At 51.2% G+C, this 21649-nt stretch carries 23 protein-coding genes and 1 other annotated feature; of the genes, 2 read left to right on the forward strand and 21 right to left on the reverse strand.

From position 1 onward, the window contains the following. The 3 genes from LX24_RS06250 to LX24_RS06260 all read right to left on the reverse strand — a co-directional run. A partial coding sequence (locus tag LX24_RS06250) for a transposase (protein ID WP_166511292.1) occupies positions 1-211 on the reverse strand: 211 nt, incomplete at its 3' end. 59 nt (positions 212-270) lie between these two features. Next, a complete protein-coding gene (locus tag LX24_RS06255; RefSeq protein WP_279233186.1) occupies positions 271-510 on the reverse strand; it encodes a GGDEF domain-containing protein in 240 nt (79 codons plus the stop codon). A 256-nt stretch (positions 511-766) separates the two neighbouring features. Then, entirely contained in the window at positions 767-1060 is a 294-nt protein-coding gene (locus LX24_RS06260) for a hypothetical protein (RefSeq protein ID WP_166511294.1), read from the reverse strand. 262 nt (positions 1061-1322) lie between these two features. Here LX24_RS06260 and LX24_RS06265 point away from each other — a divergent pair, with 262 nt between their 5' ends. Beyond that, positions 1323-2354, forward strand: a complete 1032-nt coding sequence (locus LX24_RS06265) for a polysaccharide deacetylase family protein (RefSeq protein ID WP_166511295.1) — start codon at positions 1323-1325, stop codon at positions 2352-2354. Positions 2355-2548: 194 nt separating this feature from the next. Here the strand turns inward: LX24_RS06265 and ileS are convergent, their stop codons facing one another. From ileS to LX24_RS06340, 15 genes are all read right to left on the reverse strand, one after another. Further along, positions 2549-5338, reverse strand: coding sequence for an isoleucine--tRNA ligase (gene ileS, locus LX24_RS06270; protein ID WP_166511296.1), 2790 nt, complete (start codon positions 5336-5338; stop codon positions 2549-2551). Positions 5339-5387: 49 nt separating this feature from the next. Beyond that, positions 5388-5642, reverse strand: a binding site (T-box leader). 48 nt (positions 5643-5690) lie between these two features. Continuing rightward, positions 5691-5978: a DUF167 domain-containing protein gene (locus tag LX24_RS06275; protein ID WP_166511297.1), complete on the reverse strand. Its 288-nt coding sequence runs from the start codon at positions 5976-5978 to the stop codon at positions 5691-5693. Between the two features lie 75 nt (positions 5979-6053). Continuing rightward, a complete protein-coding gene (locus tag LX24_RS06280; protein WP_166511298.1) occupies positions 6054-6737 on the reverse strand; it encodes a DivIVA domain-containing protein in 684 nt (227 codons plus the stop codon). A 207-nt stretch (positions 6738-6944) separates the two neighbouring features. Further along, a complete protein-coding gene (locus LX24_RS06285) occupies positions 6945-7739 on the reverse strand; it encodes a YlmH family RNA-binding protein (RefSeq protein WP_166511299.1) in 795 nt (264 codons plus the stop codon). 41 nt (positions 7740-7780) lie between these two features. Continuing rightward, on the reverse strand, positions 7781-8053 hold the full coding sequence (locus tag LX24_RS06290; RefSeq protein ID WP_166511300.1) for a YggT family protein: 273 nt from the start codon (positions 8051-8053) through the stop codon (positions 7781-7783). 16 nt (positions 8054-8069) lie between these two features. Then, complete coding sequence (gene proC / locus LX24_RS06295) at positions 8070-8894, reverse strand: pyrroline-5-carboxylate reductase (protein ID WP_166511301.1); 825 nt, start codon at positions 8892-8894, stop codon at positions 8070-8072. A 21-nt stretch (positions 8895-8915) separates the two neighbouring features. After that, positions 8916-9356 carry a cell division protein SepF gene (locus tag LX24_RS06300; protein ID WP_166511302.1) on the reverse strand — a complete coding sequence of 147 codons (441 nt, stop codon included), beginning with the start codon at positions 9354-9356 and terminating at the stop codon, positions 8916-8918. 34 nt (positions 9357-9390) lie between these two features. Beyond that, positions 9391-10089: a YggS family pyridoxal phosphate-dependent enzyme gene (locus LX24_RS06305; RefSeq protein ID WP_243131641.1), complete on the reverse strand. Its 699-nt coding sequence runs from the start codon at positions 10087-10089 to the stop codon at positions 9391-9393. After that, the gene (locus LX24_RS06310) at positions 10073-11011 is read right to left on the reverse strand and encodes a biotin/lipoyl attachment domain-containing protein (RefSeq protein ID WP_166511303.1); all 939 of its coding nucleotides are present in this window, start codon (positions 11009-11011) and stop codon (positions 10073-10075) included. Before LX24_RS06310 ends, LX24_RS06305 begins: the two co-directional genes overlap by 17 nt. A 224-nt stretch (positions 11012-11235) precedes the next feature. Then, positions 11236-11895 carry a phosphate signaling complex protein PhoU gene (phoU, locus tag LX24_RS06315; RefSeq protein WP_166511304.1) on the reverse strand — a complete coding sequence of 220 codons (660 nt, stop codon included), beginning with the start codon at positions 11893-11895 and terminating at the stop codon, positions 11236-11238. A gap of 17 nt (positions 11896-11912) precedes the next feature. Further along, positions 11913-12668 (reverse strand): phosphate ABC transporter ATP-binding protein PstB, encoded by a 756-nt coding sequence (gene pstB / locus LX24_RS06320; RefSeq protein ID WP_166511305.1) that lies wholly within the window; start codon positions 12666-12668, stop codon positions 11913-11915. A gap of 182 nt (positions 12669-12850) precedes the next feature. Next, positions 12851-14233 (reverse strand): two-component system histidine kinase PnpS, encoded by a 1383-nt coding sequence (gene pnpS, locus LX24_RS06325; protein WP_166511306.1) that lies wholly within the window; start codon positions 14231-14233, stop codon positions 12851-12853. Then, on the reverse strand, positions 14227-14946 hold the full coding sequence (locus LX24_RS06330; RefSeq protein WP_279233187.1) for a response regulator transcription factor: 720 nt from the start codon (positions 14944-14946) through the stop codon (positions 14227-14229). Before LX24_RS06330 ends, pnpS begins: the two co-directional genes overlap by 7 nt. Positions 14947-14951: 5 nt before the next feature. Further along, positions 14952-15803 carry a peptidoglycan editing factor PgeF gene (gene pgeF / locus LX24_RS06335; RefSeq protein ID WP_243131642.1) on the reverse strand — a complete coding sequence of 284 codons (852 nt, stop codon included), beginning with the start codon at positions 15801-15803 and terminating at the stop codon, positions 14952-14954. 13 nt (positions 15804-15816) lie between these two features. Beyond that, positions 15817-17376, reverse strand: a complete 1560-nt coding sequence (locus LX24_RS06340) for an MBL fold metallo-hydrolase RNA specificity domain-containing protein (RefSeq protein WP_166511308.1) — start codon at positions 17374-17376, stop codon at positions 15817-15819. 168 nt (positions 17377-17544) lie between these two features. Between LX24_RS06340 and LX24_RS06345 the strand changes: the two genes are divergently transcribed. Next, positions 17545-17775: an FmdB family zinc ribbon protein gene (locus LX24_RS06345; protein WP_166511309.1), complete on the forward strand. Its 231-nt coding sequence runs from the start codon at positions 17545-17547 to the stop codon at positions 17773-17775. Positions 17776-17886: 111 nt separating this feature from the next. On the opposite strand, the gene LX24_RS06350 is transcribed toward LX24_RS06345, so the two are convergent. The 3 genes from LX24_RS06350 to nrdD all read right to left on the reverse strand — a co-directional run bounded on the left by LX24_RS06350 (position 17887) and on the right by nrdD (position 21647). Continuing rightward, entirely contained in the window at positions 17887-18990 is a 1104-nt protein-coding gene (locus LX24_RS06350) for a BsuPI-related putative proteinase inhibitor (RefSeq protein WP_166511310.1), read from the reverse strand. Positions 18991-19097: 107 nt separating this feature from the next. Next, a complete protein-coding gene (nrdG, locus tag LX24_RS06355; RefSeq protein WP_243131643.1) occupies positions 19098-19592 on the reverse strand; it encodes an anaerobic ribonucleoside-triphosphate reductase activating protein in 495 nt (164 codons plus the stop codon). Positions 19593-19631: 39 nt separating this feature from the next. Then, positions 19632-21647, reverse strand: a complete 2016-nt coding sequence (nrdD, locus tag LX24_RS06360) for an anaerobic ribonucleoside-triphosphate reductase (RefSeq protein WP_166511312.1) — start codon at positions 21645-21647, stop codon at positions 19632-19634. Positions 21648-21649: the final 2 nt, after the last annotated feature.

Here is a 21649-nt window from a genome sequence, read left to right on the forward strand (position 1 = left end):
TAAACTCTTGAGGTGAGGGTACGTAAACTGCTGTTTTCTTTGCACCGCTGCTTGTATACTCCCACGCTTTGTGTTTTGAATCACTAATCCAGCGGTAAAGGGTTTTGGGGCTTATTTCATGGCGTTTAGCTACTTGTCCAACATTGCCGGTTTCCGCTGCTTCCTGAATTAATTGTTCTTTAAATTCTTTAGGGTATCTTTTGCGCTGCATTCTTATCCCCCTTCTGTTGATTAAAGTTTATATCATTTAGGGATAAGACTCAAATCCTTTTAAGGGGCTATATAGATATGTTCAGCTATACTTTTTGCATTGTTTATATCCGCAGCAGGTAACAAAACAGCAAATTCCTCACCGCCGTAACGTCCAATAATGTCCGTTTTACGTATTCTTTTTTTACAAGCCATTGCAATATCCTTTATAACTTGATCGCCAGTCAAATGACCATAAGTGTCGTTGATTTTTTTAAAAAAGTCAATATCGATCATTAAAATTGATAGACATTCGGCCAAGCATCAGGAACCTTTCCTTATATGGGTTACTATTAACTTTGATATATATTTTACACCAAATAATAAATTGAGGCCGCAACTATTTAATGCAACCTCAATTGTTTTCCATTTTTATTATCTCCCGCATATTATTCTGCTTGAATTTCTATTTTAAAACGTTTAACTACAGTGTTCCAGTACAGTTAGGCAACCCGGCAACAGCGGTCGTTCTTAATAGCGAACGTCTGCCGTGCCGGGTCTACTTTTAAAGGCACAGTTATGCTGTGACCTTCACCGATTCCCGCACATGTTTACAGCCCCATAATCCCCAGGTACTCAAATCCACCGTTTGAAGGATTACGCCTATGACCGGTGGTAAGTTGCCCTCATTTATATCTTCCAGGGAAACCGTCACCGGTATACGTAATTCCCGCCGCTCCAAATGTAAAACGGATACTATGAGTTGCAGCCTTTTTTGCCCGCTTGCCGGGTAAACCATCTCCAGCCCGGTTATCCGGGGATCCCTTTTAATCACTTCCGTTTCCAGACAATGTAAGAAATCACTTAGCACCCGAAACACCTCTTTGTCATTTATTTATATGTTATTGTTAAGCCAGATAAATTTTACGAATATTCGGTCAATTGTTGCACAGAAACGCCCAGTTGCATTTAATTTAATACCAACGCCGGGAGGAACCCAACACGCTTTTCACTTCTATGGGCATGCACTAAATGTTTGTTTCAAATAACAGTTATTCAATGCAACAAAATCTACTATAAATCGTCTATTATTTATAAGCGTGTACAAATTTTCCGGGAGAGGAAGTAAAATTATGTCATCCACTTCTTTACGTGTTATGTCCGGGATAATGTTTTTATTGGGTGTTTGTTTCTGTGTATTCTATTATCCCACTTATGCCCACCCCCCATCCAGCTTGCATGGGGAATATGCCGGGGCGGATACAGACCAGCAAAAAAATGAGCCGCTTAAAAGCCCGCCGGCTGCAAACCAGGGAACAAATGAGTCCGGGCAATCACAATGGCAGTCCGGTGATAAAAACGGTGCCCCAGAAAGTTTCTCATCTCCCGGTACCGAACAAAGTGTAGTCCCGGTACAAAAGGAACCAACAGAAGTCGCCCCTGAAACCCCGGAAAACATAACCAACCCCAGTGACAGCATTACCCCGCAAACGCCTGCACCGCCGGCAGTACCGGCATCCAATACAGGCAACCAGTTAATTAAAAGAGTGGACAGTGTCCATAATATGGTAGCCATAACCTTCGACGACGGTCCATTTCCCCAAATGACCGAACAGTACCTGGCAGTATTGGACAAGCTCAATGTCCGGGCTACTTTCTTCATGGTTGGCCAGCGTATTAAATACTATCCCGAACTGGCCCGCCGGGTGGCGGAACAGGGTAATGAAATAGGCAGTCATTCCTGGCAGCATGCCCGGTTGGACGAGTTAACAGCCGAAGCCATCGCTGAAGACATGCGCCTTGTGGCTAACGAGGTACAGGCCGCAGTGGGACAGGCGGTAAGCCTGCTGCGCCCCCCATATGGCGCACGCAGTGATGTCCTGCTGGCAACCGCAGAGCAGCACGGCTACAAAGTGATCATCTGGGATGTAGATCCCAGGGACTGGGAGGATCCCCCTCCGGACCAAATTGTGGCCAGCGTACTGGGGCAAGTTAAGCCGGGCTCCATCATTGTAATGCATGAAGGTCACGTGAACACACTGCAGGCTTTACCGGTAATAATCCAAAAACTCCGGGAACGCGGTCTAGAACCGGTGACTGTCTCTGAAATGCTCAGCCGAGATATTACTCAGTCCGATAGCAGCTTGGCCAACGAAGGCAATTAAACATAACAATCTTAATAATAAAGAAGGCGACAAAGGATAACAAAGACTATCCTTTATCGCCTCTTTTGCCTGTATTTTAACAAAGAAGGATCATTACAAGATAAAACAGTCACCCGGGCAAACAGTATCTTATAACAAACAGTTTTTGAATTACTGTATTTTTTGCAGGCATTTGTCGATTAGTCTATAAAACTTTAAGCCTGCCCCCCCAGCACTGTGGCACAGCGGGGGCATGTTTCGGGGTGAGCTTCGTTTTGCCCCACATCTTCGTGGTACATCCAGCAGCGGGAGCACTTGGCACCGGCGGCCCGGGAAACACCAACAGCCAGGCCGGGCATATCATCGGACGCTATAGCAGCGGCTGTTTTTTCAGCAAAAGCGTGCATAGTAACTCCCGAGACAATGAACAGCACGGCCAGGTCATTGTAGTACGGCTTAATAAATTCAGTAATTTTTTCATCAGCGTACAGATGCACCCGAGCCTCCAGGGAGTTGCCGATTACCTTTTCCTGGCGAGCCTTTTCCAGTGCCCGGGTAACCAGGCTGCGTATTTTCATCAATTGACCCCATTTTTCCTCCAGGGCCACATCCAGGTAAAGCTCGTTGGGCTCGGGCATTTCAGTAAGCTGAACACTTACCGGCGCATCCGCCGTCTTGGGCACGTAACGCCATATTTCTTCGGTGGTGAAGGCCAGTATGGGAGTAAGCAGGCGCACCAGAGCATGCAACGTTTGGTACATCACCGTTTGGGCGGACCGGCGCAGTTCCGAGTCGGCCTTTTCACAGTAAAGCCGGTCTTTAACAATGTCCAGGTACTGGTTGCTCATATCCACCGTGCAAAAATGATGGATGGCGTGATATACCACGTGGAATTCGTAATTGCGATACCCCTCCAATACTTTCTCAATCAGCCGGTGCAACTTCAATAAGGCATAACGGTCCAACTCGGGCATTTTATCATAGGGTAAACTATCTTGTTCAGGCTTGAAATCATAAAGGTTACCCAGCATGAACCGGCAGGTGTTCCTTATTTTCCGGTAAGCCTCGGTTAGCTGTTTGAGAATGTTTTGGGACACCGCCAGATCGCCCCGGTAGTCCGCCGAGGAAACCCATAGCCTTAGTATATCGGCACCCATTTGCTTAATCACCTTTAATGGATCCACCACGTTGCCCAGTGATTTACTCATTTTGCGCCCGTTTTCATCCACCAAAAAGCCGTGGGTGAGCACCGCCCGGTAAGGGGCCTGCCCCGTCACCGCCACCGATGTGTTCAAGGATGAGTTAAACCACCCCCGGTGCTGGTCACTGCCCTCCAGGTATAAGTCAGCCGGCCAGTTGAGCTCCGGCCAAATATCCGGTTCATCCAGCACGGCCAGGTGACTGGAACCGCTGTCGAACCACACATCCATAATATCGGTTTCCTTGGTAAATTCCGTAGCCCCGCAGGCCGGACAGGTTAGTCCCGGCGGTACCAGTTCCGCCGCCTCCCGGGCAAACCACACGTCGGAACCGTGTTCCCGGAAGAGCCCTTGCAAGTGGCTTATGGTTTCATCATTGACAATTTCCTTGTTACAAGACCGGCAATAGAATATGGGGATGGGTACACCCCAGGTACGCTGGCGGGAAATACACCAGTCGCCCCGGTTGGCCACCATATTGTGAATTCTGTCCCGACCCCAGGCGGGTATCCAGCGCACCTTGTCTATTTCATCCAGGGCCGCCTGGCGGAAGCCGTCGATGGAGGCAAACCACTGCTCGGTAGCCCGGAAGAATACCGGTTTTTTACAGCGCCAGCAATGCGGATACTGGTGGCTTATGTTACCGGATTTAACCAGCGCACCGCCTTGCTGTAGAACATCCAGGATACCCTGGTTCGCTTCGTGATATACTTGACCGCTGAATTGACCGGCTTCACCGGTGAAACGTCCCTGGCCGTCCACGGGTGAAAGGATGGGTAATTTATATTTAAGACCCACCAGATAGTCTTCATGGCCATGCCCCGGTGCGGTGTGCACGCAGCCTGTGCCCGCTTCCAGGGTAACATGGTCGCCAAGGATAAGCACCGAGTCGCGGTCAATGAAGGGGTGACCGCACACAATACCCTCCAGTTCATTACCTTTGAATACACCGGTGATGTTCCCCCCGGCCAGCTCTGTTTCTTTTAAAAACTGTCCCTGAAGCTCTTTGGCCAGCAGCAGCCTTTGCCCCCCGGACTCCATAAGAATGTAGTCAAATTCCGGGTGCAGGGTTATGGCCAGGTTGGCAATCAGTGTCCAGGGAGTGGTGGTCCAAATGACCACATAGGTATTCTCCTCCGGCAATACTCCCTTGCCGTCCCGCACCGGAAATTTAACATAGATGGAAGGAGATTTTTTATCGGCGTATTCCACCTCGGCCTCGGCCAGGGCGGTTTCACAGGTGGCGCACCAGTACACCGGTTTTAATCCCTTGTAAATATAGCCCCGTTTGGCCATTTCGCCGAATACGCCTATTTGCCGGGCCTCGAAGTGGGGCATCAGGGTTAGATAGGGGCGTTCCCAATCCCCCCGCACGCCCAGGCGTTTAAATTCTTCCCGCTGAATGTCCACAAATTTCAATGCGTATTCCCGGCACTTCTGCCGGAAAGCCACCGTGTCCACGGCGTGGCGGTTAAGGCCCAGGTTTTTGATGGCCTGCTGCTCGATGGGCAGGCCATGGGTATCCCAGCCCGGAATATAGGGGGCATCGTAGCCCGCCATGGAATGAAACTTGACAATAATATCCTTGAGCACTTTATTTAAAGTGTGCCCCAGGTGAATATGGCCGTTGGCATAGGGGGGGCCGTCATGTAATATAAATTTGGGTTTGCCGCTGTTATGCTGCTGTACCTGGCGATAAATATTATTTTCTTCCCAGAACTGCATGATTTCCGGTTCCCGCTGGGGTAAGTTGCCTCGCATGGGAAAGTCGGTTTGGGGTAAATTAAGGGTTTTTCCGTAATCCATAATGTCACCTCAATCATGATGATTTGACAAAAATAAAAAACCGTCCCGGCAAAGGGACGGATGTTTTCCGTGGTACCACCCTGATTGGACCGGCCGCCGGCGAAAATATTAGGCCGTTATAAAAAAGACCGATCCCGCTTATATGGCCGTTAACGGCGGCCACCGGACAAGCTTAATCTCCCTAAAGGATTTCAGCCGTCGCCTCCCGGGTGATTTTCAAGCGGTTTACACTGCACCCGGCTCACACCACACCCGGGCTCTCTGGGCAGCCGCACCGTTTACTCGTCCCGATCACAGGCAACCTGATATCGACAATTTAACTATACCATTATATATAAAAACGCCCGGCCAGTCAATAATTGAGCCGTTCCAGCACCTGCCGGGCGGTCAAACCTTCAACCCGCACAGTTTTATTACGCCCGGTATGCCCGTGGCAAACCGCCACCCGGCCTTTGGCCACCCCCAGCAGTTCAGCTATGAAGGCACAACAGGCTTTGTTGGCCGCACCGTCCACCGGAGGAGCAGTAAGCCGCACTTTAAGGGCGCCGTCCATGATACCGGACACCTGGTTTTTGGCAGCCCTGGGCTGTACCCGTATTTTTATAGTCACACCACCGGCATCCTCTTGAATATCCAACATAACCTCACCGTCCTCATCGCCGGGGTAGGTTTACTATTACCGTATGTATGCCATACCGGTTAGAACCAGGTATAACTACCTGTCCCCATCATCACCCTGTTCACCGGGGTCGCCTTCCCCGGCACGGAGATTGCCCCGGGCTGCACCCGCAGCACTGTCCGTATCCTCACGACCACCGGCATCATCACCATTCCGGCCCGCAGCCGCCTCAAGCCAACCCGACCCGAAGTTACTCATCATTTCCAATACCTCTTCCTCCTGATCGTCCAACAAGCTTATCTGGGCCTCCAGGAAAGAGCGAAATTTAACCCTGAACATCTGAACTTGCTTGTTTAACAGGCGGTATTCCTCCATAACATCTCTAACCCGGTTTTCAGCTTCCTCGATGCGATACCGGGCCCGCTCCCGCGCCTCCTGAAGCGTCCTGGCCGCCTTTCCCTCGGCATCACCAATAATTTTTTCAGCCCGCAGGCGAGCGTCTTCCAGCAACAGTTCGGCCTCTTGCCGGGCGTTGCGCTCCAGGTCATCGGCATTTTTTTGGGCCATGATAACTGCATTCTTAATAACTTTCTCCATTTCTAAATAGCGCGCCATGGCAGCTTCGCCGTTTTCCAGCTTTTCCTTCAGGGACTGGTTTTCCAGATACAAAGCCTCGTAATTTTGCACCAACTGGTCGAGGAACTTGTCTACCTCTTCTTCATTATAACCCCGGAAGGAGCGTCGAAATTCTTTTTTCTGAATATCAAGGGGGGTGAGCACATGCAACATCTCCTATCAGATTTTTAACTGACAGTAAAATAAGATGACCATAGCCATAATCCAATGTACAAACGTTAATCACTTAACCTTTCACTCTTGCATGCATGCCTTTCCAGGGCACAAAACGCCATGAAAGAATTTCTTTTAGACTTTCAACACCCGGCACCACCCGGGTGACACCGGACCGGGGTGGGGTAACCGGGTTACTTAACGGGCAGTGCCGTAGCGATGTAATAACAGGTTTATACGGCCCTTTTTAGTCTGGCCACCGGTTTGTTCCACCGCCACCCGGCCCCGACCCCGGGCGGAAATCATATCTCCCGGCTGCACCGGCGTGGCAGGGTCAAGGCAAGGGCGCCAGTTGAGGTATATCTTACCTGCGGCGACTTCCCGGGCCATCTTTGTTCTGGATAGGCCAAAACCATGAGCCGCCACCGCGTCCAGGCGCAATGACTGCGCCGTAACCTTAATTTCACGGTAATTCTTTACCGGTGGAATAAGCCCGTCGCGGTTTATTTCACTTACCGTAACCCCCACCCGGCCCACGCCGGTTAGATCCATCTTGATAACTCCCGCCACCTCTGCGGCCACGATTAGCTGAGCACCATCTTCACGCACCAGTATATCACCCAGTTTTTCCCTGCGCAGTCCCAGACCCAGCAGCGCACCAAGGTAATCCCGGTGGGTGAGGGTGTGAAAACGTGAATTACTCTGGACGTTTAAAAAGGCCAGGCCGGCGTCCACTTCCCCGGCAGGCAAGTAATCCGGAAAAATTAATACCCGCGACCTTTCCGCCGCGGGATAACCACCGTCCACCAGCACCGCCAGATCGGGGATAGATCCCACAGCCCGGGCAATCATGGCACAGGCAGCCGGATCATAGAAATCCGTCGCCTGGGGGCGATGGTTTTTGCCAACCATTTCCGCCAGGTCCAATGCCCGGGCTAATATTTCCCTGTCTTCCGGCCTGGTGAACATGTCCCGCAATTTATCCGGGTCCATTTTATTTTTCACCCCGATTAAGCCAAGATCAGGTTGTAATTTTAATATATACCAATGGAATGAAGCAGCCTGATGACCACTGTGGCCAGTATTTGCAGAGCCAAAAAGGCGGCAATGGGAGAAAAATCAATCATACCCACCGGGGGGATCAGCCTTCTGAAAAAGCCCAGCACCGGTTCGGTGGTCTCAAAGATAAATCTAACCACGGGCTGGTAGGGATTCACCCTGACCCAGGATAAGATAATGCGTATAAAAATTAGCCAGGTATATACCTCTATGGCATAGTAAATTACCGTCGTAATACCTATATTCATAAGTCACCCCGTTTGGTTATTTGTCGTCCCCGGATTGCTGGCCGGAACGCCGGCAGGCATTTTCCACCGCCCGGTACAGCGCGGCCCTGATGCCGCCCTCCTCCAGGGCAAACAAGCCCTCAATGGTGGTACCCCCGGGGGTGGTTACCATATCCTTGAGCACCGCCGGGTGGCGACCCGTTTCCAGTATCATCCGAGCGGCGCCCAGCATAGTTTGGGAGGCCAGGGTCAACGCCACATCCCTGGGCAGTCCCATACGTACTCCGGCGTCGGCCAGCGCCTCGGCTATAATATACATATATGCCGGACCACTGCCGCTGAGTCCTGTTACCGCATCCATTAATTTTTCAGGCACCGTCACTGCCCGGCCCACCGCACCAAAGACCGCCAGGGCCAGTTCCCTGTGCTGCTCACTGGCCCACCGGCCACAGCACACCGCCGTGGCCCCTGCCCCCAACAGTGCCGGTGTATTGGGCATCGCCCGTACCACCGGTACTTGATCAGCGATTGATTTTTCTATGTAAGTCGTGGTAATACCTGCAGCGATGGAGATCACAGTATGATCAGGATTGAAACCACTACCTGTTTCGTCCAGTACTTCACCCATGACAAAGGGTTTTACCGCTAACACGATAATATCGCTACCGGCTACCACCGCGCTGTTATCTACGGTTACCCCAACGGAAAACTTTTCCGCCAGGTAATCCCTGCGCTGCCCGCTGGGATCACTAACCAGCACCTGCCCGGCGCCAACCAGATTTGCCCCGATTAGCCCGGTAATCAAAGCCTCGGCCATGGATCCACCGCCGATAAAGCCGAACTTTTTTCCTGCCAGTGACATCTTTTTAACATCCTTCCATGCTTACTTCATCCAGCCCAAAATACCCTTTTCACTGATTTTTTCCTTTATATCCATATCTATATCCACATTACTGGGCACAAAAAGGAAGATTCCCTTCCCCACCTTTTGCATACTGCCGTCCAGTGCATAGGTAGCCCCGCTGACAAAATCCACCACCCGCTTGGCCAGTTCCGGCTCGGCCTGCTCCAAGTTGACGATCACCGGCCGGCGATTTTTCAAGTGATCGGCCATACCCTGAACATCATCAAAACTGCTGGGCTCGACCACGCAAAAACGCATTTGTCGCTGGGAATGCAGGCTAACCACTTGAGCCTTGTTTTTCTTGGGCTTTTGAATGATTGTCTTTTCTTCTTCCAGGGCACGAATTTCCTGTTCTCTGCTCTCTTCCTGTTCTTCCTCAAAGCCCATGAAATTAAGCATTTTATCCACTAATCTTGCCAAAGCTGCCCACCGTTCCTTTCATTTCAATAAGTAACTATTTTTTTATATCACGAGTGCCAAAGATTGCCGTGCCTAAACGAAGCATATCGGCACCTTCCTCCACCGCCACTTCGTAATCATTGGTCATACCCATGGAAAGATGTTTTAGTTTATGCTTTGCAGCCAGAAGCCGCAGTTCTCTAAAATAAGGGCGCACCTCTTCAGGATTCCGGGCGTAAGGAGCAATGGTCATCAATCCATGCACCGTTATTCGAGGTAAATCCCGCAAAGCCGTCAAAAAGTCCGGCAGTTCTCCAGGGGTAAGTCCTTGCTTGGTTCTTTCTCCGGAGGTATTTACCTGCACCAATACCCCAACCGCTACTCCAACTTTAACAGCACGGCGATTGATTTCCTCGGCCAGGCTCCAGCGGTCTAAAGAATGAATGAGTGCCACCCGGCCCACCACATATTTCACCTTGTTGGTCTGCAGGTGACCAATCATATGCCAGTTTATGTCCGGCGGCAGGGCGGTGATTTTACCGGTCATTTCCTGAACCCGGTTTTCCCCCAAATCCGTAATACCCTGCTGCACAACTTCCCGCACCCGGGGAACCTCCACGCCTTTAGTCACGGCTATGATTTTAATTTGCCGCGGTTCACGACCCGACCGGGCCGCAGCCAGGCGAACCCTTTCCCTGACCCGCTGCAAATTTTCCTCTACCCCATGGAACTCCCCCTTAATCCAGCCGGACACCTTCCCGCGCCCAGCCGGGGTTCTTTACAAAACGCACAGAATTGTTTATTTTATCACCGCTAACCGCCACCATACCCTGTAAACGGTCCTGCACCGCCACCGGTATCCAGCGTACGATCTGCTTGGACACTATATAAATGCCCGGCTTACCTTCTTTAAAAACTATGGCCTCTTCGGGAACCAGCCAGCCGGCCATCCGGCGGGTCACCAGATCAAGCTCTACACGCCGCTGGTGAATGTATTTTTCCGGGTATTGCGGCAATTCCACCAGCATATTAAGTACACTGTCTGCGCTATGTATTTGCATAATTTTTCCGTTTAACTTTTCACCATTCCAGAACAAGGTCACTGCTGCATCCTTGGAAAATGTACGGGTTACATGTTCACCAGGGTTTTCCAAACGGATAAAAACCAGTACCGGCTGCAGGTTGTCCACCACTTTACCGATAATTTGCCCGCCCGTCACTTCATTCGTAGCCGGTGTTATATTATTACTTATTTTTTCAACCGCAGCCAGGTCCAATACATCTATCATATCGGGCACCAGCAAGTTTTCCAAATTATCCAGGTGTGTACAAAAAATACCCGACCGGGGGCTCCAGATTTTTTCATTTGAAGTACCGCTTATCTCAGCCATTAACGCCCCCGTACGTAAACGGTCACCGTCTTGTACCAGCAAATGCAGCTGACCGGACACCGGTGCCTTTACCGGTTCCTCATGTTTTATCAGTAACCCCTGGGTGGCCAGGGTTTCCCTGACCTCTCCCTGAACCAGGACTGTTATATCGAGCAAATGCAGCAGCACATTGTTTTTCGCCCAGGCCAGTGTGCTAAAGGCACCCCACAGGATTAACCCGATCCCGCCCAGCAACACAAACAGCGCGGGAATTAACCGGCCGGGGCGCACTCTGTATTTGCCCACACCTTCCCTCCTTTGCCCGTATAATTTATAATTCCTTACGTTAACATAATTACATAACTTAGCATTGATTAAAATAGGTAAAACGGTCTATTTAAACTTGCCGCCTGGCATAAATAACTTTCCTTAATTGGTATATATTATTATCTACCCCGCAAAAGGCAAATTTCCTGCCTGAATTAAAAAAAAACACCCCGATTGATTAAAATAGTGAAAATTTTGGGATACTAATTCAATTCCCGCCGTTCACCGGTTACCAGGTAAATAACAGCTTCACCGATATTGGTGGCATGATCGGCAATCCGTTCAATATACCTGTTTACATACAACAAATAAGCCGACTGGTGGATATTAGCCGGTTTTTCTTTCATGCAGCCAATCAACTCGCGGAATATGCGGTTAAAAATAAAATCCACTTCATCGTCCATGGCACACATATCGATGGCCTTGTACACATCACCTTTAGCATAGGCATCCAGCCCGCCTTTGACCATCTGCTGCACAATATCCGCCATTTCAGGTATGTATTGCACGGGCCGAACCGTAAAGGGATGACCAGTAAGACACATGGTGGCCCGGGCGATGTCCACACAATGGTCGCCCATGCGTTCCAGACTGGTTAATATGTTGATGCCCGTAACGATAACCCGCAAATCACGGGCCATGGGTTGCTGGGTGGCCATTAACCTGACGCATTTCTCTTCAATCTCCAGGCATAGTTCATCAATTATTTCATCACCCATGATCACCTGGGCGGCCAGGGCCATGTCCTGCTGTACCAGCGCCTGGATGGCATCGTACACCGCCTGCTCCACCAGGCTGCCCACGCGTAAAATATCCTGCTGTATTTCTTTCAACGACCTGTCAAAGTAGCTTCTGGCCGTCATACATACTCCTCCTGTTATTAGCCGAAACGCCCCGTTATATAGTCTTCGGTACGCCGGTCTTTGGGCATGGTGAACATGTCGCCGGTCATACCATGCTCCACCAGTTCACCGGCCAAAAAAAATGCTGTATAGTCGGAAACCCGGGCCGCCTGCCGCGTGTTACGGGTCACCATAATGATGGTGTAATCATGCTTTAACACCCTGATGAGCTCCTCCACCTTTAACGCGGCAATGGGATCCAGGGTCGCAGTGGGCTCATCCATCAGCAGTACCTCCGGTTCCACCGCCAGTAACCTGGCTATACACAACCGCTGCTGTTGCCCGGCGGATAACCCCGTGGCGCCCCGGTGCAAGCGATCGCTTACTTCATCCCACAAGGAGGCCGCCCGCAAACTTGTTTCCACAATCTCATCCAACCGCCTGCGGTTTTTAATACCGTGCACCCGGGGTCCGTAAGCCACGTTGTCATAAATAGACATGGGAAAGGGATTGGGTTTTTGAAATACCATCCCCACCTTTTTGCGCAGAGCCATGACATCGTACCTTTCACGGTAAATATCATCACCATCAATTAAAACCCGCCCCTGCACCCGTACGCCTTCATACAGGTCATTCATGCGGTTTAAAGTGCGCAGGAAAGTTGATTTGCCGCAGCCCGAAGGGCCAATCAGGGCAGTAACCCGGTTGGCTAAAATTTCCAGGTTAATATCCCGCAAGGCTTGAAAACCTTTATAAAACAAATTTAATCCATGCACCGATACTTTACTGTTCATTTCAAACTCCATTACCAAAAAGTATGCTTAAAAAACCTGCACACTGGAACGAAGGGCCTTTGTACCGTAGCAGTATTTTATAATTATACAGGTTGTTGGTTAGACGGGTGTTAGACCACTGTTAACATTTTATTAATAAAATCAACTTATCATTATCATGTCAAATATAAATACCTTTATTGTTAACTGTTTTCGGGGCTGTCCATGGGCAAGAATACCGAAAATGTAGTACCCTTACCAACGGCGCTTTTCACCTCTATACGCCCCCCGTGTCCTTTTATAATGTGTTTTACAATAGCCAGCCCCAAACCGGTACCGCCCCATTCCCGGGAGCGGGCCTTTTCCACCCGGTAAAACCGTTCAAATATACGGGGCAGGCTTTCCGCCGCTATACCGGCTCCGGTGTCCACCACATCCAATCTAAGCTCATCACCGTATAATGATGTACTCACCGTGACACTGCCGCCCGCCGGGGTATATTTGATGGCATTATCCATCAAATTGATCAGCACCTGGGCCAACATATCGGGGTCACCGTAAAAAGGGGGCAGCCGGGCAGGAATATTCGCTTTAACGGCAATTTGCTTCGCTTCGGCCCGTTCACCGCATACCGCCAGCGCCCGGTCCATCAATTCGCCGATGGTAACCTGGCGCCAGCGATGCACCACCCGGCGCTCTTCAATTTTGGACAGGTTCAGCAGCTCTTCCACCAGATTGGATAACCGCCGGGTTTCATCGGCAATAATCTCTAAAAAATGTTTATTCATCTCGGGGTCGTCGGTGCCGCTTTCCAGTAACGTTTCAACAAAGCCGCGGATAGAGGTAAGGGGTGTTCTCAGTTCATGGGATACATTGGCTACAAACTCGCTGCGCATTTGTTCCATATTCCTGCGCTCGGTAATGTCCCGCATTATCACCACCGCACCGCCGCCCTGACCGCTGCCGTGCAGGGGCGCGACATGCAGATAAAAAATGCGCAGCTCGGGGGTAAGGATTTTAATTTCCCTGGTCAGGGGCTTTTGACAAGCCTGCACTCTTTTCAATAAATGATCCAAATCATAATTGCGAACTACTTCTAAAATATTAATACCCATACACTCCGCCTGGCTCATTCCAAAAAGTGTTTCCACCACCGGGTTAACCATAATGATGTATCCCTCCCCATCCACCGCCATCACACAGTCGCCCATGCTGTTTAATATGGTCTGGACCCGGTTCTTTTCTTCGGTGATTTCATCGATGGTAGATCTCAGCCGGGCAGCCATATTATTAATGCTTCTGGCCAGATCCCCTATTTCATCCGGGGAGGAAATATTAATTTGCCGGTCAAAATTACCCCGGGCAATTTCCTGGGCCGCCAGTGTTATTTCGTTGAGGGGCTTGATTACCCGGTGGTAAAGCAGCCAGGCCAGTCCCGCAGAAAAGATTAGGAATACAACCACGGCAACAGCAATATTGATCTTTTCCACAGCATAAAGCTTGAGCATGGTCCCGAAGAGCAACAGCATAAAAAAATAACTGGCCACCGGTCGCCAGCTAATCCCCTGGATAAAGCGTTTTACCATTCACCGGGCACCTCCCTGAACCGGTAACCCACTCCACGCACTGTCTCAATATATTGATCCATACCATTGTATTTCTCTAACTTTTGCCTCAAATGTCTAATATGCACATCCACGGTGCGGGAATCACCGGCAAAGTCATAACCCCAAATTTTTTCCAGCAGGTGATCACGAGAGAAGACTTTGCCCGGCTCACTGGCAATAAAGCGCAGCAGTTCAAACTCTTTGGGGGTGAGATCCTGGCGTTCGCCGTCCACCAGCACCTCAAAGCGTTCCTGGTCAATAATTAAACGGCCCCGCACCATCCTTGCTCCCCGGGCTTCACGGCTGTTATTTGCGGGACCGGATTGCACCCGGCGCAGCCTGGCCTTGACCCGAGCCACCAGTTCCCGGGGAGAAAATGGCTTGGTCACATAATCATCAGCACCGATTTCCAGCCCCAGTATTTTATCCAGTTCATCCCCCTTGGCGCTGAGCATGATAATGGGTATGTTTCTGGTAGCCGAATTATGATTGAGCTTGCGGCATACCTCCAACCCGTCCATCCGGGGCAGCATGACGTCCAGTATGATGAGGTCCGGCATTTTAGACTGCGCTTCCTTGACCGCCTCCAAACCGTCATAGGCTGCAATTACCTGAAAGCCCTCCCGCTCCAGGTTAAACTTGATCAATTCCACAATGTTTTTTTCATCATCCACAACCAGAATTCTGGGCAACAATATCATCCCCTGGTCAGCATAATTAACGAAGCCATTCGGCCGGTACAACTGTTTTGTTTTCGGTATGAAAAAAACAAATCATCCCGGCAGGCTGTGCAGCAGTCCGCCATGGTAATATTTCCCTCAAGCACTCCTTCACCCAGCAGCAGGCGCCGGTTCACTGCGGGCAAATCCAACCACCAGCGCCCCGGCTCACCAGGGCGGGCTGGTACCGGTCCGCCGGGCCAACACTTTTCCACCGCCTCCATCACGGTAGCGTCCACTTCATAACAACAGGGTCCGATGGCCGGTCCCACCGCAGCTAAAATATTGTCCACCCGGCAGCCATATTCCTCCACCATATGTCGCACTGTTTGGACTCCTATACCAAGCACCGTACCCTTCCAACCAGCGTGAGCCAGGGCAACTACCCGGCGCACCGGGTCCAAAAAAAACAGCGGTACACAATCGGCGTAGTAACTGGAAAGCAGTATTCCAGGTTCCCCGGTCACCAGGGCATCCACGCCGGGTAGAGCGTCATGCAGGGAAGTGGCTCCCCTGCCGCCATGGACGGCAGTGACGGTAACCACCCGGTTACCATGCACCTGCTGTCCCGCCACCAAACAATCAATACCGGCGCCCAACGTTTTACAGATTCGCTCCCGGTTAGCCACCACATGGCGGGGCTCATCACCCACATGCAGTCCCAGGTTCAAAGAGTGGTAAGGCTTTCTGCTTATACCACCCTGCCTGGTGGTAAAGGCATGTGCCACCAACCCGGTGGCTGTAAATGACGGCACGGTTAAATAAGCCAGATCTCCGCACCGGTGTAATTGAAAACCATCGTCCATCAATTTTTTTCCTTTCACCTGCATTATTAACCATTCACTAACCGGCTTTGTTCATCTTCTCCAGCAGAGCTTCCAACTGTTTAAACTGCTCCAGCACCCGTTTTAAATCGCTCTGGTTGGGAGTAGACTGCATAAAATCATCCATTTTTGCCGCCACGGCCTGGTAGGCCTTATGCAGTTCCTCGGTGCTGAAGACAACTCCGGGCGTTAACTCTATGGTTTCCTGCCAGGCCGGGGCATACGCGGCTACACCGGTTTTTTCCGGTGTTAACTTTTCCATGGTCGCCAGCGCCTCCGGATCACCGTGAACCAGGAAAACCCGGGCGGGCTTTTGTTTGTATGCATTTACCCAGTCCAGCAACTCCCGCTGGTCGGCGTGGGAGGAATAACCGTCAATGGATCTGATGTCCGCCCGCACCGCCACCTCTTCACCGTGAATACGAATGGAAGGTACCCCGCTTAATAGCCGCTGCCCTTTGGTGCCCGGGGCCTGGTAGCCCACAAACAGCACTGTACACTCGGGCCGCCAAAGGTTGTGTTTTAAGTGGTGCTTAATTCGGCCGGCATCGCACATGCCGCTGGCTGACAGTATAATGGCACCGCTCTTGATTTCGTTGATGGCCCGGGATTCCTCCACGGTACGGGACAAGTGCAGTACCGACATGGTCAAGGGGTTTTCACCCGTTGATATTAACCGGCTGGTTTCCTGGTCAAAGTGTTCATAATTCCGTTTAAAGACCTCAGTGGCGGCCACCGCCATGGGGCTGTCTATATATACCTGCACGGGCGGCAGTTGGCCGCTCAACAACAGTTTATTTATATCATACAATAAGTCCTGGGTACGTTCCACCGCAAAGGCCGGTATAATCAGGTTGCCGCCCTTTTCATAGGTCTCCTGAATTACTGCGCGCAGTTTTTCCACCCGGTCACCCTTATCACGGTGGAGCCTGTCACCATAGGTGCACTCCATTACCAGGTAATCCGCCTCATCAATGATCGAAGGGTCCTTGACAAAGGGTTTGCCGGTAGCCCCCAGATCTCCGCTGAATACCAGTTTGGTCTGTTTCGGACCTTCGCGCACCCATAGTTCCAGTATAGATGACCCCAGGATATGACCGGCGTCCGCGAATCGTACGGTAATATTATCATCCAAGCTGATAACCTGGTTGTATTTTGCCCGTTCTATTTTCTTTACACAAGCAAAGGCATCTTCGGCGGTGTATATGGGTTCAATTAGTTTTTTGCCCGCCCGCATGGCTTTGCGGTTAAGGCGCTCAACCTCCATTTCCTGTATATGCCCGCTATCAGGCAGCAAAACCTCCAGCAAATCTACGGTGGCCCCGGTGGCCAGCGCCCGTCCTCGAAAACCGTGCCTAAATAACTTGGGCACTAGGCCGCTATGGTCAATGTGCGCGTGGGTGATGAGCAAATAATCCACTGTTTGGGGTATCATGGCAAAGGGCAGATAGTTTCGCTCGCGGGACAGCCGGTGTCCTTGAAACAGGCCGCAATCGATCATTATTTTTTTGTCCGCCGCTTCCACAACATGGCACGAGCCGGTTACTGTCCGGGCCGCGCCATAAAAAGTTATACGCATATTTGCCTCCTGCTGATAATTATTGAATTAACTGTCTATGTAGAGGTAACAATGTAGTTAACTATTCACTTTTTGCCCGGCAATCCCTGCAATAGCCGCGAAAAAAGTAATCTGCCCTTGACAGCATGTGGTCCCGGTCATAAATTAATAATGAAAGGAGTGTATGGCATGCCAATTTACGAATTCCGTTGCCATAAATGCGGACACCGTTTTGAGAAGTTATGTTCTATGGGCGAAAGCGGCGCCAACATACAGTGTCCCGCCTGCTCGGCCCCGGCCCCCCAAAGGGTTATGTCAGGCTTCTGCAAGAAAGGATCCGGCGATCCGGTAACCGGCGGAGGCGGTGGCGGTGGATGCAGCACCTGCAGTTCCTCCAATTGCAGTTCCTGCGGGCACTAAGGAGCCAAGCCCCGGACAACGGGTTACCGCCAGCGTGATATAAAGGTGCATTTTTAAAGGCAGCCGGATTAAACACAGGCTGCCTTTTATCTTCCCCCATTATACTTCTACTTAACGCACACAGGTCATTGTCACATCATCAATTACCACCGTGTTGTCGTTACCGGTACGGGGCCGGAATACAAAGCGCAGTTCCGCACGGTCAGTACGTGCCGGCAGCACCCCGGAAGTAAAAGTGAATTGCTGGTAAGTGTTATTGGGCAAGCTGCCGGGGTTGTAGGCGGGATCCACCCGGCCGATCAACCGGCCGGCACTGTCATATATAAATATTTCCGCTTCCAGTACGAAATTGGCTGTCCGCCCGGGTCGCACATTCTCCATAGCCCAGAAGGTTATCTGGTAAATACGGTTGGGTTCGGCATTCACACTCTGGGACAGCACCGCCTGGCGGTCTGGGTCCCTGCCCAGCTCTGCGGCATAATTGCCGGAATGGGCAGATGTGGTACGTACCACATTGTTACCCGACCAGATAACCGGGGTATTTCTGTCCAGCCACCTTTCGATACCGGGGTCCAACAGCATGTTTGTCCTTGGACATGGTTGCTGGGGCGGTACCGGTTGCCCCCCTGCGCGCACCACCTGGATATTGGTTTGGACGAACTGGCCGCTTAAGGTGCGAGCTACGTTGAAAGCCCTGATAGTATAGGTATCCAGGGCCACAAAATTACCCTGCCTGTTGCGCAAATCCCAGGTGGCCCTGTAAGTACGGCACTCCCCGGGCCGCAGCACCTCCGTACCGGCGGCCTGGGTGAAAAACTGGTCGTCCGACCAGCGCCAAACCTCCCGGCCACCGCGCAGGGCTACGAAATCAAAGCGCTGGCCCGTATTATAACGCAGCCTGATGACCCGGCCGGAAACATTGCACTTGGTAAAGGTTATACGCACCCGGTCCCCGCGCTGGTAGCGGACACGATCAGTGCTGATGGTATAGCGCAGGCCGCTTACAATTCTACTGGCAGACGGGGTCCTTATTGTTACCCCCGTATCAACCTGCTGGCGAAAAAGATTGTCGCCAGCGGGGATTTCAATTCTCCGCCCCACCGGGAGATAATCGGGATCGGGTATGTTATTAAGCTCAACCAACCTTTCCACGGTGGTGCCGTGCAAATAGGCAATGGATGCCAGCGTATCACCGGGTTGTACGGTATAAGTCATTAATTTTCCCTCCTTTCGATCACAGGTTTCTACACATTTTATGTGCCGAAGGGAGGGAAAGTGCCACCAACTTAACCGGATAATATTGGTTAATAAAGGTTTTTATATTATGGTACGGCCAGGCATTGCACTTCACCGTTCAGGGACGCCGGTACATCAATGAGCCGCTGGTTTGATGAACCCCTGAAGGCTAAAGATATGTCCCGCTTGCTTTCCTCATAAGGACCGTCCACCAGAACATCAATATACCGCAGCACCGGCCAGTCTTTTATTTCCTCAAAAACATATCCGGTATATACCCAGATACTGAGCAGTGGGTATTCTTTGCGCAGCAGTTGCAGTATTTCGGCCAGCGCCCGGGCTTGCATCAGGGGGTCGCCGCCGCTGAAGGTGATGCCCCCGGTCAGCGGCGTAATATTTTGCCTGATCAACTGCAATACTTCGTCCGGAGTCATTTCCCGCCCGCCCCTGGCCGGTATCAAATCGGGATTATGGCATCCCGGGCAATGCCGGGGGCAGCCCTGGGTGAATATCACCAGGCGAAAACCAGGCCCGTCCACCACACTTTCTTTGATAATACCGGATATCCTGATTGTATGCAAAGGCCAACACCCTTCCATTGTATTAACACATTTGCAGGGTTAAAAATTGTGTACGATGCGGTCGCGCAGTTCGGCTACCTTACTGTCATTGAACCGGTCCACAGTACTGAGGTAGCCTGTAATACGGCGCACCCGCCGAATGGCTGTGGACCCGCAGCGGGGACAAGCATCCTCGTTAATTACCCCGATAGTGTTGCAGCCCGTGCAAAAGTCCACCGGAAAATTCACTGCGGCATAACCCATGTCGCTTTCCTTCATGTGTCTAATAATAGTTTCCATCGCCTCGGGGTTATGCACCGGCGGAGAGGCCATTTCCACATAACTGATGTGCCCGGCATTGCAATATTTGTGGTAAACCCCTTCCAGGCTGATTTTATCGAAACTGGAAATGGGGAAACTGACTGGTATATGAAAAGAGTTGGTGTAATACTCCTTATTGGTCACCCCCGGAATAATACCGTAATCTTTACGATCCATGGCAATAAACCGGCCGCTCAGGCCTTCCGCGGGGGTGGCCAGCAGCGTGAAGTTGAGATCATATTCTTCGCAAGCCTCGTCAATACGGCGCCGCAAGTGGGCCACAATTTGCTCGCCCAACTTCTGGGATTCCTTGTCCTCGCCATGGTGCCTGCCCGTCAAAGCGGTCAGCGTCTCGGCCAAACCAATAAAACCAACTGATAAAGTACCATTAACAATGGCATCCCGAATGGGGTCACAATCCTTCAGTCCCTGGGAATTCAAGTAAAGCCCCTGTCCCATCACAAAGGGCATATCCTTAACCTTTAATTTGGCCTGCACTTCAAAACGGTGGTACAGCTGGCGAATGGCCAGGTTCACCAGCCTGTCCAAATCGCGGAAAAATTTATCCATATCTCGCTCGGCCTGGATAGCCACCCGGGGCAGGTTAATGGTGGTAAATGAGAGGTTACCCCGCCCGTCAGTAACCGCCGGTCCCCGGCGATTGGCCATCACCCTGGTGCGGCAGCCCATATAACTTACCTGATCGCCCCATTCTTTGTTGAAGCTGGAGTCCATAAAACTGAAGGTGGGGTTGAGGCGCTTGGCCGCCACCCGCAGAGCCAGCTTGAACAAATCATAGTTGGGATCACCGGGGTTAAAGTTAACCCCCTCCTGAACCCGGAATATGATATTGGGGAATATGGGATTCTCCCCCCGGCCCAGCCCGGCTTCATAGGCTAGAATCAGATTTCTGGTTACCTTGCGAGCCGCCTCGGAAGTCTCGGTGCCCACATTTATGGATGAAAATGGAACCTGCGCCCCGGCCCGGCTGTGCATGGAGTTAAGATTATACACCAGTGCTTCCATGGCCTGGTAGGTTTCATCGTCGCTGGCATTTTCCACATAAGGGGCAATATCTCTATCAAAAAAAGCAAAGGATTGCCCGCCGTGCATGTCGTTCTGGGAACTCTGCAAAATAATGGCCGCCAGCGCCGTGGCCGAGTTGGGCCGCTTGGGCGGGCGGATATAACCGTGCCCGTTGTCAAACCCCTCGGCTAAAAGCCGCCCCAGTGGGATTTGCACGCAGGTGAGGGTCTTGCCGTAAAAATCCAGATCGTGGATATGAATGTCGCCCCTCTGGTGGGCCTGGGAAAATTCTTCGGGAATCAGCCGGGTGAGGTAATATTTCTTGCTGGCCGCGCTGGCTATTTGAAGCATTTTAGCTGAAGGAGAATTGCTTATGTTAGCATTTTCCTTGCTGGTCTCCTCCAGTATCTCCTCCACCACATCCATTAAATCGCTTTTGGCGTCCCTGATACGCGTACGCTTGTCCCGGTAAAGTATATATGCCTTGGCTGTTCTGGCGTGGCCTGCTTCAATGAGCACCTTTTCCACCACGTCCTGCACATCCTCCACGCCGAAAGTAGTGCCGTTATATTTCTTCTTTAACATTTTCAGCACATCAATGGTGAGTTCCATGGCAGTTTGCCGGTCTTCTCCACCCACTGCCCGGGCCGCTTTAAAAATAGCGTCGGTAATTTTGGCGTCATCAAAGGGCACTTCACGCCCGTCCCGTTTCCTGATTACCTTGAACAATT

It is taken from the genome of Desulfallas thermosapovorans DSM 6562, from assembly GCF_008124625.1.
GTDB classification, from domain to species: Bacteria; Bacillota; Desulfotomaculia; order Desulfotomaculales; family Desulfallaceae; genus Sporotomaculum; species Sporotomaculum thermosapovorans.

Coding starts and splice junctions, on each gene's coding strand:
- pstB (WP_166511305.1), bottom strand. CDS start 12,668: ATGAACAGTAAAGTATCGGTGCATGGATTAAATTTGTTTTATAAAGGT.
- LX24_RS06265 (WP_166511295.1), top strand. CDS start 1,323: ATGTCATCCACTTCTTTACGTGTTATGTCCGGGATAATGTTTTTATTG.
- LX24_RS06350 (WP_166511310.1), bottom strand. CDS start 18,990: ATGACTTATACCGTACAACCCGGTGATACGCTGGCATCCATTGCCTAT.
- LX24_RS06290 (WP_166511300.1), bottom strand. CDS start 8,053: ATGAATATAGGTATTACGACGGTAATTTACTATGCCATAGAGGTATAT.
- LX24_RS06340 (WP_166511308.1), bottom strand. CDS start 17,376: ATGCGTATAACTTTTTATGGCGCGGCCCGGACAGTAACCGGCTCGTGC.
- LX24_RS06285 (WP_166511299.1), bottom strand. CDS start 7,739: ATGGACCCGGATAAATTGCGGGACATGTTCACCAGGCCGGAAGACAGG.
- proC (WP_166511301.1), bottom strand. CDS start 8,894: ATGTCACTGGCAGGAAAAAAGTTCGGCTTTATCGGCGGTGGATCCATG.
- LX24_RS06345 (WP_166511309.1), top strand. CDS start 17,545: ATGCCAATTTACGAATTCCGTTGCCATAAATGCGGACACCGTTTTGAG.
- LX24_RS06275 (WP_166511297.1), bottom strand. CDS start 5,978: ATGTTGGATATTCAAGAGGATGCCGGTGGTGTGACTATAAAAATACGG.
- ileS (WP_166511296.1), bottom strand. CDS start 5,338: ATGGATTACGGAAAAACCCTTAATTTACCCCAAACCGACTTTCCCATG.
- pnpS (WP_166511306.1), bottom strand. CDS start 14,233: ATGGTAAAACGCTTTATCCAGGGGATTAGCTGGCGACCGGTGGCCAGT.
- pgeF (WP_243131642.1), bottom strand. CDS start 15,803: ATGCAGGTGAAAGGAAAAAAATTGATGGACGATGGTTTTCAATTACAC.
- phoU (WP_166511304.1), bottom strand. CDS start 11,895: ATGACGGCCAGAAGCTACTTTGACAGGTCGTTGAAAGAAATACAGCAG.